We start from the raw sequence: 8,421 nt of genomic DNA on the forward strand, positions 1-8,421 counted from the left end.
AGCACCGACATGAGGATCGGGTTCTGCGCGGGGAAGCTGTCACCGGCGGCCAGTGTGGGGTTGCCGAACAGCTCGCGGCAGGCGGCCACGATCGAGCTGATCGGGTTCCACTCGGCGACCGGCTGCAGCCAGCCGGGCAGCGACTGGGTAGGCACGAATGCGTTGGACACGAAGGTCAGCGGGAAGATCGTGATGAACCCGACCTGCTGCGCCACCTCGACGGTGGGCACCGACATGCCCAGGTACACCCCGACCCAGGCCATCGCGCCGGCGAACGCCACCAGCAGCGCGCCGCCCAGGAAGAGACCGAGCAGCCCGGTGTGGACCCGCCAGCCCACCGCCACGCCGGTGGCCATGAGCACGGCCAGGATCACGGCGTTGTACAGCACGTCGGACGTCGTCCGGCCGGACAGCACCGCCGACCGGGCCATGGGCAGCGACCGGAACCGGTCGATGATCCCCTTGTTCATGTCGTCAGTCATGCCGATCGCGGTCGTCACGGCCGCGAAGGCCAGCGTCTGCGCGAAGATCCCGGGCATCAGGTACTCCCGGTAGGACCCTCCGCCCGGCAGCGGGATCGCGCCGCCGAACACGAACGCGAACAGCAGCACGAACATGATCGACTGCAGCACCGCGAACACGGCCATCTCGGGGATCCGCGGGATCCGCTTGAGGTTGCGCCAGGTGACCATGAGCCCGTCGGAGACGGCGGGCGGCAGCGTGCGGCCGGTCGACACCTCGGCGGGTGCGGTGGTGGCGGTCATGCAGTCCTCCCGGAGTGGCTGGTGGCGACCGGCTCGTCATCGTCCGCGGTGGGGGCGGCCTGCTCGGCGGCATGACCGGTGAGGCTCAGGAAGACGTCGTCCAAGGTGGGCCGCCGAAGTCCGATGTCATCGATCTCGATGCCGGCCTCGCCGAGGGCGCGGAGCACCTCCACCAGCCGCTGCGCGCCGCCCTCCGCGGCCACCGTGACCCGGCGGGTGTGCTCGTCCACGGTGCCCCCGTCACCGGTGTCGCGGGTGAGCAGGGCGAGCGTCCGTGCCACGTCGGCCGCGTGGCGGGCGACCACCTCGATCCGCTCGCCGCCTACCTCGGACTTCAGCTGGTCGGCGGTGCCCTCGGCGATGATCCGGCCCGAGTCGACGACCGCAATGACGTCGGCGAGCTCGTCGGCCTCCTCCAGGTACTGCGTGGTGAGCAGCAGGGTGGTGCCCTCGCGGACCAGGTCGCGGATGACGTCCCACATGCCGAGTCGGCTGCGCGGATCCAGGCCGGTCGTCGGCTCGTCCAGGAACAGCAGTCGCGGCCGCCCGATCAGTGCGCTGGCCAGGTCGAGCCGGCGCCGCATCCCGCCGGAGTACGTCTTGGCCACCCGGCCGGCCGCAGCCGTGAGGGAGAACTGTTCGAGCAGCTCGTCGGCCCGCGACCGGGCCACCGCCTTCGGCAGCTGGTAGAGCCGACCGAACAGGTAGAGGTTCTCCCGCCCGGTGAGGTTCTCGTCGACCGCGGCGTACTGGCCGGACAGCCCGATCACCGACCGGAGCTGCTGGGCGTCCCGGACGACGTCGTACCCGGCCACGGTGGCCGTGCCGGCGTCCGGGCGGAGCAGGGTGGACAGGATCCGGACCGTCGTCGTCTTGCCGGCCCCGTTCGGCCCGAGCAGGCCGAGCACGGTGCCCTCCTCGACCCGCAGGTCGACGCCGTCGAGGGCCTTGACGTCGCCGTAGTGCTTCACCAACCCGTGCGCTTCGATCGCTGTGGTCACGGCTGCTCCTCGGGGGGTTGTCTCGACGCTAGGCAGGGGTACCGACAGCCCTCAACCGCATTTCCCCCCGGCCGCCCTCGTATGAAGGGTCCCATCTGTGCGCGCTGTCGCACCTTTTCGCCCTTCTTGGCAGGACGACGGGACGCACGATGGGCGGGGGGACCACACCGGGACGTGCCCCGGGACGGACGGTGTCCGGACGCCGGCGCCTGCGTCCCCAGCCCTCAGCCCTCAGCCCTCAGCCCTCAGCCCTCAGCCACGGAGCAGTGCCTCGGCCTCGTCGACCGACAACCGGCCGGCCGCGAGGTCGGCGAGCACCTGCTCGCGGGTGAGCGGGGCGGGTGCGGCCTCGAAGCCGAGCCGGCTGAGCAGCTCGGCGTAGCGCTGCCGCGCGGTGGGGTAGCTGACCCCGAGGTGGCGCTCCAGCTCCTTCATGTTGCCGCGGGAGACGAGGAACACCTTGAGCAGCTCGAGGTCGTCGTCCGACAGCCCGCAGTAGGAGCACTGCCGGAACGCGCCGGACAGCTCGGTGCCGCAGGAGCGGCAACCCAGCCTGGTGACGGCGAGGCGGCCGGAGCAGACCGGACAGTCCCGCGGGGGCCGGTGCGTGAGCTCGCTCATGGCCGCCGCACCTTGATCGAACCCATGACGACCTCGAGGTCGAAGGTCGCGGTGCCCTCACCCACGACCAACGGTTGGCGGGACGAGGGCTTGGACGTCGTCCCGTCGGCGTCGTAGACCTTGAGGTCGCCGAGCTCGAGATCGGTGCGGACGGTGACGTCGGATCCGGGCAGCAGCCGCAGGTCGATGCTGCCCGACTCGCAGCGCACCCGGGAGTTCGCCTGGACCAGCAGCTCGAGTTTGGCGCTGCCGGCCTGCACCACGCCGTCGACCGAGCCGGCGCAGCCGGTGGCCTTGATGGAGCCAGCGGTCACCCGGAACCGCAGCCCGTGCGTGAGCCCGACGACGTCGAGTGCGCCGGCAGTGACCTCGGCCTCCACGGCCAGCTCCGGGTTGACCCGGACGACGAGCCGCTCACCGAGGGCGCCGGTCTGGACGAAGGAGCGCCACCAGGTGGCCGGGCGCTCCTGCGACCAGGAGCCGGGCTCCGGGCCGGCCAGGTCGGACTCGATGCGCAGCAGGTCGTCCTCGCGGACGGTGCGGTGCGGGCCGTCGACGTCGACGGTGGCGACGGTCGGGTCGGCGATGACCCGGACCGAGCGTGCGGTGGAGCGCACCAGCAGCCGTCGGACGCCGTCGGCGGTGGGCGCGCCCGTGGGCGCGGGGACGACGCGCACGGACGACGGTTCGCTGACCGGCGGCTCAGCCGGCGCGGCCGGCGCAGCGGGACTGTCGAGCAGGCGGGCGGCGTCGGCCGGATCCAGCTGGCCGGCGGCCACCTGCTCCAGCAGGGAACGCATATCTGGAGTGGTCATGCCAGAAGTGAAATGCTTTCTTATCAGATTGTCAAGACAGTCTTGTCACCTTGCGCGGAAAGGGTCCCATCTGCGCATGTCCACAGCCCCGAATCGACCCTGAAACCGGTCGGCGGCAGCTCGGGGAGCGCGCGGCGTGAGGGGGTCAGGTCGGCAGGACGGTGAAGCCTGCCTCCGCCAGCCGGGCGAGCACGGCGGCCGCATGGTCCGGGCCGCGCGTCTCGAGCTCGACGTCGATCTCGACCTCGTCGTGCGACAGCGCGGCCTCGGTGCGGTGGTGGACGACGTCCAGCACGTTGGCGTCGGTCTCGGCCAGCACCCCCAGCAGGGTGGCCAGGTTGCCCGGGCGGTCCGGCACCCGCACCGCGATCGACAGGAACCGCCCGGCTGCGGTGAGGCCGTGCCGCAGCAGGCGCAACATGAGCAGCGGGTCCACGTTGCCCCCGGACAGCACGATCACCACCGGCGGCTCGAAAGCGGTCGGGTCGTCCAGCACCGCAGCCACGCCGGCCGCGCCGGCCGGCTCGACCACCAGCTTGGCCCGCTCGAGGCACAGCAGCATGGCGCGGGTCAGCGACGCCTCGGGCACCGCCCGGACCTCGTCCACCAGCTCGCGCACGATCGCGAACGGGACCTCTCCGGGGCAGCCGACCGCGATGCCGTCCGCCATGGTGCTCATGGTGGCGAGAGGCACCGGGTGCCCGGCGGCCAGCGAGGCTGGGTAGGCGGCGGCCTGCTCGGCCTGCACACCCACCACCCGGACGTCGGGGCGCAGCGACTTCACGGCCAGCGCGACCCCGGCCAGCAGCCCCCCGCCGCCGGTGCACACCACGACGGTGCGCACGTCCGGGCACTGCTCGAGGATCTCCAGGCCCACGGTGCCCTGGCCGGCCACGATGTCGCGGTGGTTGAACGGGTGGATGAGCACCGCCCCGGTCTCCCGCTCGAACGCCTGGGCCTCGACCAGAGCCTCGTCGAGGGTCTGCCCGACGAACCGGACCTCCGCGCCGTACCCACGGGTGGCCTGCACCTTGGGGATCGGCGCCCCGGTGGGCATGAACACGGTCGCCTTGGCCCCGAGCATCGACGCCGCCAGGGCCACCCCCTGGGCGTGGTTGCCGGCGCTCGCGGCGACCACGCCGCGGGCCCGCTCCTCGGGCGTCAGCCCGCTGATCCGCGTGTAAGCGCCGCGGATCTTGAACGAGCCGGCCCGCTGCAGGTTCTCGCACTTCAGGTGCACCGGCCCGCCGACCCGCTCGGTGAGCGGGCGGGAACCCTCGAGCGGCGTCAGCCGAGCCACTCCCTCGAGCAGCACGCGGGCGGCACGGACGTCGTCCAGGCTCACGGGCAGGTCCATGGGCGGGAGTCTGGCACCGAGAGGCGAGGAGTCCACACTGGAGGGGTGACCCGAACCGTGCTGCGTCCCCCCGGCCCTCGGGGCGTGACCATGGTGCAGGCCCTGGCCACCCGCCGTCGCTCCCCCACGGACTTCTTCACCGCGATCGCCCGGGCTCACCCGCGGCTGGCCCACGTCCGGATCGGCGCGGAGCACTACTACTTCCTCACCCACCCCGACGTCATCCGCGAGGTCTACGTCACAAACGGCCGGTTCACGGTCAAGGGCCGGGCGCTGCAGCGGTCCAAGGTGCTGCTCGGCGAGGGCCTGCTCACGGCCGAGGGCGAGCACTGGCGGCGGCAGCGCCGCCTGGTGCAGCCGGCCTTCCACCGCGACCGGATCCGCAGCTACGCCGACGACATGGTGGCTGCCACGCTGGAGCACACCGCGCAGCACTGGACCGACGGACGTCAGGTGGACCTGGTCAGCGAGCTGTCCACGCTCACCCTGACCATCGTGGGGCGGGCCCTGTTCGGCTCCGACCTGTCCGGGGACTCCCGAACCGTCGGTGCCGCGCTGGGGCAGATGCTGGCCGGCAGCCGCCGCCGGGTGCTGCCAGGCGGGCAGCTGCTGGACCGGCTGCCGCTGCCGGTGAACGCGCGGATCGAGTCCTCGATCGCCGGCCTGGACGCCGTCGTCCAGCGGCTGATCGACGAGCACCGGGCGGCCGGCGACACCGGGGACGTGCTGTCCATGCTGCTGGCGGCCCGCGACGAGGACGACGGCACCGGGATGTCCGACCGACAGGTCCGCGACGAGGTCATGACCCTGCTGCTGGCCGGCCACGAGACCACCGCGGTGGGCCTGAGCTGGACGTTCTGGCTGCTGTCCCAGAACCCGCAGCAGGCAGCCGCGCTGCGGACCGAGGTGGCCGCCACTGTGGGCGGCCGCCCGCCGACCTTCGACGACCTGGCCCGGCTGCCGCTGACCACGGCCACCTTCGCCGAGGCGCTGCGCCTGTACCCGCCGGCCTGGACTCTCGGCCGCCGACTGACCGCGGACCTCCGAGTCGACGGCTGGACCCTGCCCGCGGGCTCCCTCGCCGTGGCCTCGCAGTGGGTGCTGCACCGCGATCCCCGGTTCTGGACCCGGCCGCTGGCCTTCGAGCCGGCCCGCTGGCTGGACGCCGAGGGCGGCTTCGACGAGGCGGCGCCAGGCCAGCCGCGCGGCGCCTGGTTCCCGTTCGGGCTGGGCCAGCGAGTCTGCGTCGGCGAGTCGTTCGCCTGGGCCGAGGGGGCCCTGGTGCTGGCCACGCTGGCGCAGCGCTGGGATCCCGAGGTCGACCCCGACTACGACGCACTGCCCGAGCCGTCGGTCACCCTGCGCCCACGGGCCGGCTTGCCGACCACGCTGCGGGCGCGCTCCGCGATTTGACGACTGGCACGGCCCGGGGTTTAATGGTTGCGTGTTGCAAGCAAACTTCTGTACGAGGGACGACGACGAGCTGGCCGTCGCCCTCTACGCGGTGGTACTGCGGCTGCGCCGGCTCCCGATCAGCGGACCGGTCGACAAGGCCGCACTCGCCGTCCTGCACGAGACGCACCGGCTCGGGGCGGTCCGCCCCTCCGACCTGGCGGCCCAGATGCACCTGGACCTGTCCACGGTCAGCCGGCACCTGCGCGTGCTCGAGGCCCGCGGGCTGATCACCCGAACCCCCGACCCGCACGACGCCCGGGCGCACACCATCGGCCTGACCGACGCCGGCGGAGAGGTTCTCGCCCACCTGCTCGACCAGCGCGCCGTGGCCATCCGCGACGCCATCGCCCACTGGCCCGACGAGGACCGACATACCCTTCGTCGGCTGGTCCGCCGGCTGGCCGACGACCTGAACGACTGCCCCCACGAGACGACGGAGCTGTAGTGACCGACGGAACCACCGACACCCGGGCCCAGGCCGGGGGCGTCGTCCCCGCCCAGTTCACGCATCGCCAGATCCTGGTGATCCTGTCCGGGCTGATGACCGGCATGCTGCTGGCCGCGCTCGACCAGACGATCGTGTCCACCGCGCTGCCGACGATCGTCGGCGACCTCGGTGGCCTGGCGCACCTGTCCTGGGTGGTCACGGCCTACCTGCTGGCCTCCACGGCGTCCACGCCGCTGTACGGCAAGATCTCCGACCTCTACGGCCGCAAACCGGTGTTCCGGTTCGCGATCGTCGTGTTCCTCATCGGCTCGATGCTGTCCGGCCTGTCCACCCAGATGTGGGAGCTCATCGGGGCTCGGGCTGTCCAGGGCCTCGGCGCCGGCGGCCTGATGGCGCTGGCGTTCGCGATCATCGGCGACGTCATCCCGCCGCGCGAACGGGGTCGCTACCAGGGCTACTTCGGCGCGGTGTTCGCTGTGTCCTCGGTCGCCGGGCCACTGCTCGGCGGGTTCTTCGTCGACCACCTGTCCTGGCACTGGATCTTCTTCATCAACATCCCGCTGGGCATCGTCGCGCTGATCGTCACCGACCGCGCGCTGCACGGGCTCAAGCACATCCGGCGCGAGCACAGCATCGACTACCTCGGCGCCGCGCTCATGGTCAGCGGCGTCACCTGCCTGCTGCTCGGCATGGTCCGCGGCAGCGAGGTCGGCTGGGGCACTTTCGAGATCACCGGTCTGCTGGTCGCCGGCGTGGTGCTGTCCGCGATCTTCGTGTGGTGGGAGGGCCGGGCCGCCGAGCCCATCCTGCCGCTGCGGCTGTTCCGCAACCGGATCTTCTCGGTGGCCAGCGGCATCGGGTTCATCATCGGCTTCGCGATGTTCGGGGCCATCGTGTTCCTGCCGGTGTACCTGCAGATCGTCCGCGGGGTCTCCCCGACACAGTCCGGCCTGGAGCTGCTGCCGCTCATGGTGGGCCTGCTCGTCGCGTCGATCGTGTCCGGGCGACGGATCACCACAACCGGCCGCTACAAGCGGTTCCCGATCGCCGGGACCGCGGTGACCGCGGTGGGCATGTTCCTGCTGTCCACCCTCGGTTCGCAGACGTCGTACTGGCAGATCGCGTTGTACATGCTGACCCTCGGCGTGGGCATCGGCCTGGTCATGCAGGTCATCGTGCTGGCCACGCAGAACTCGGTCGACCCGAGCGACATGGGTGTGGCCACATCCTCGTCGACGTTCTTCCGGTCGATGGGCGGCACCTTCGGCACCGCGCTGTTCGGGACCATCCTGGCCAACGGGCTGGCCTCCCAGCTGGCCAGTCGGCTGCCGGCCGCGGCCCTGCAGGGCGTCAACACGGCGCAGCTGACCGGCTCCCCACAGGTGATCGCCGCGCTCCCTCCGGCCGTCCGCGGACCCGTCATCGAGTCGTTCGTCTCGGCGCTCGGCAACGTGTTCGTCACCGCCGTCCCCGTCGTGCTGCTGGCGTTCGTGCTGACCTGGTTCCTCAAGGAGATCAAGCTGCGCAGCCACCACGGCGAGACGGACGAGCTCGTCGAGCCGGCCAGCGTGATCTGAGGCTCGTGATCTGAAGCTAGCCGGCCGGGTTCCAGTACCGGTCCGGCTGCAGGATGAGGGCCGCCGCCCCCACTAGGCCGGCGTCTTGGCCGAGGGCCGCTGGCACGACCCGGACCTCCCGCGCGTAGGAGAGCCGGGCGTGCCGGCGGAACGATGCCTCCAACGGGTCGAACAGCAACGGCCCGGCCTGCGAGAGCCCACCGCCGACCGCCACCACGGACAGGTCGAGCAGGTGCGTCACCGAGGCGATCGCGACGCCGAGCGCGCCGCCGGCCCGCTCCATCGCGGCCAGCGCCACCGGGTGCCCGCGGCGGGCGTCCTCGGCCAGCTCCCGCGCCGAGTGCTCCTCCCCCCACGCGGCGGTCGGGCGCCAGCCCTGCTCC

Annotated in this window: 9 protein-coding genes; 3 read left to right on the plus strand and 6 right to left on the minus strand. The window is 72.2% G+C overall.

The window, feature by feature from the left end:
- The 5 genes from VIM19_18210 to ilvA form a co-directional block, all read right to left on the minus strand.
- The coding region (locus tag VIM19_18210; protein ID HEY5186785.1) for an ABC transporter permease at window positions 1-764 on the minus strand (764 nt) is incomplete at its 3' end.
- The gene (locus VIM19_18215; protein HEY5186786.1) at window positions 761-1,765 is read right to left on the minus strand and encodes an ATP-binding cassette domain-containing protein; all 1,005 of its coding nucleotides are present in this window, start codon (window positions 1,763-1,765) and stop codon (window positions 761-763) included. The genes VIM19_18215 and VIM19_18210, both read right to left, overlap by 4 nt.
- A 252-nt stretch (window positions 1,766-2,017) precedes the next feature.
- Window positions 2,018-2,386, minus strand: coding sequence for a DUF2089 domain-containing protein (locus tag VIM19_18220; protein ID HEY5186787.1), 369 nt, complete (start codon window positions 2,384-2,386; stop codon window positions 2,018-2,020).
- On the minus strand, window positions 2,383-3,201 hold the full coding sequence (locus VIM19_18225) for a hypothetical protein (protein ID HEY5186788.1): 819 nt from the start codon (window positions 3,199-3,201) through the stop codon (window positions 2,383-2,385). Before VIM19_18225 ends, VIM19_18220 begins: the two co-directional genes overlap by 4 nt.
- A 145-nt stretch (window positions 3,202-3,346) precedes the next feature.
- Window positions 3,347-4,558: a threonine ammonia-lyase gene (gene ilvA, locus VIM19_18230; GenBank protein HEY5186789.1), complete on the minus strand. Its 1,212-nt coding sequence runs from the start codon at window positions 4,556-4,558 to the stop codon at window positions 3,347-3,349.
- Window positions 4,559-4,603: 45 nt separating this feature from the next.
- On the opposite strand from ilvA, the gene VIM19_18235 reads away from it, so the two are divergent.
- Genes VIM19_18235 through VIM19_18245 form a run of 3 tightly spaced genes read left to right on the plus strand, consistent with a single transcriptional unit; the run spans window position 4,604 to window position 8,038 of the window.
- The gene (locus VIM19_18235; protein ID HEY5186790.1) at window positions 4,604-5,971 is read left to right on the plus strand and encodes a cytochrome P450; all 1,368 of its coding nucleotides are present in this window, start codon (window positions 4,604-4,606) and stop codon (window positions 5,969-5,971) included.
- 31 nt (window positions 5,972-6,002) lie between these two features.
- A complete protein-coding gene (locus tag VIM19_18240) occupies window positions 6,003-6,458 on the plus strand; it encodes a MarR family winged helix-turn-helix transcriptional regulator (protein ID HEY5186791.1) in 456 nt (151 codons plus the stop codon).
- Entirely contained in the window at window positions 6,458-8,038 is a 1,581-nt protein-coding gene (locus VIM19_18245) for an MDR family MFS transporter (protein HEY5186792.1), read from the plus strand. Before VIM19_18240 ends, VIM19_18245 begins: the two co-directional genes overlap by 1 nt.
- A 16-nt stretch (window positions 8,039-8,054) precedes the next feature.
- Here the strand turns inward: VIM19_18245 and VIM19_18250 are convergent.
- On the minus strand, window positions 8,055-8,421 hold a 367-nt coding region (locus VIM19_18250; protein ID HEY5186793.1), incomplete at its 5' end, for an ROK family protein.

Source organism: Actinomycetes bacterium, from assembly GCA_036510875.1.
Lineage (GTDB): Bacteria > Actinomycetota > Actinomycetes > Prado026 > Prado026 > DATCDE01.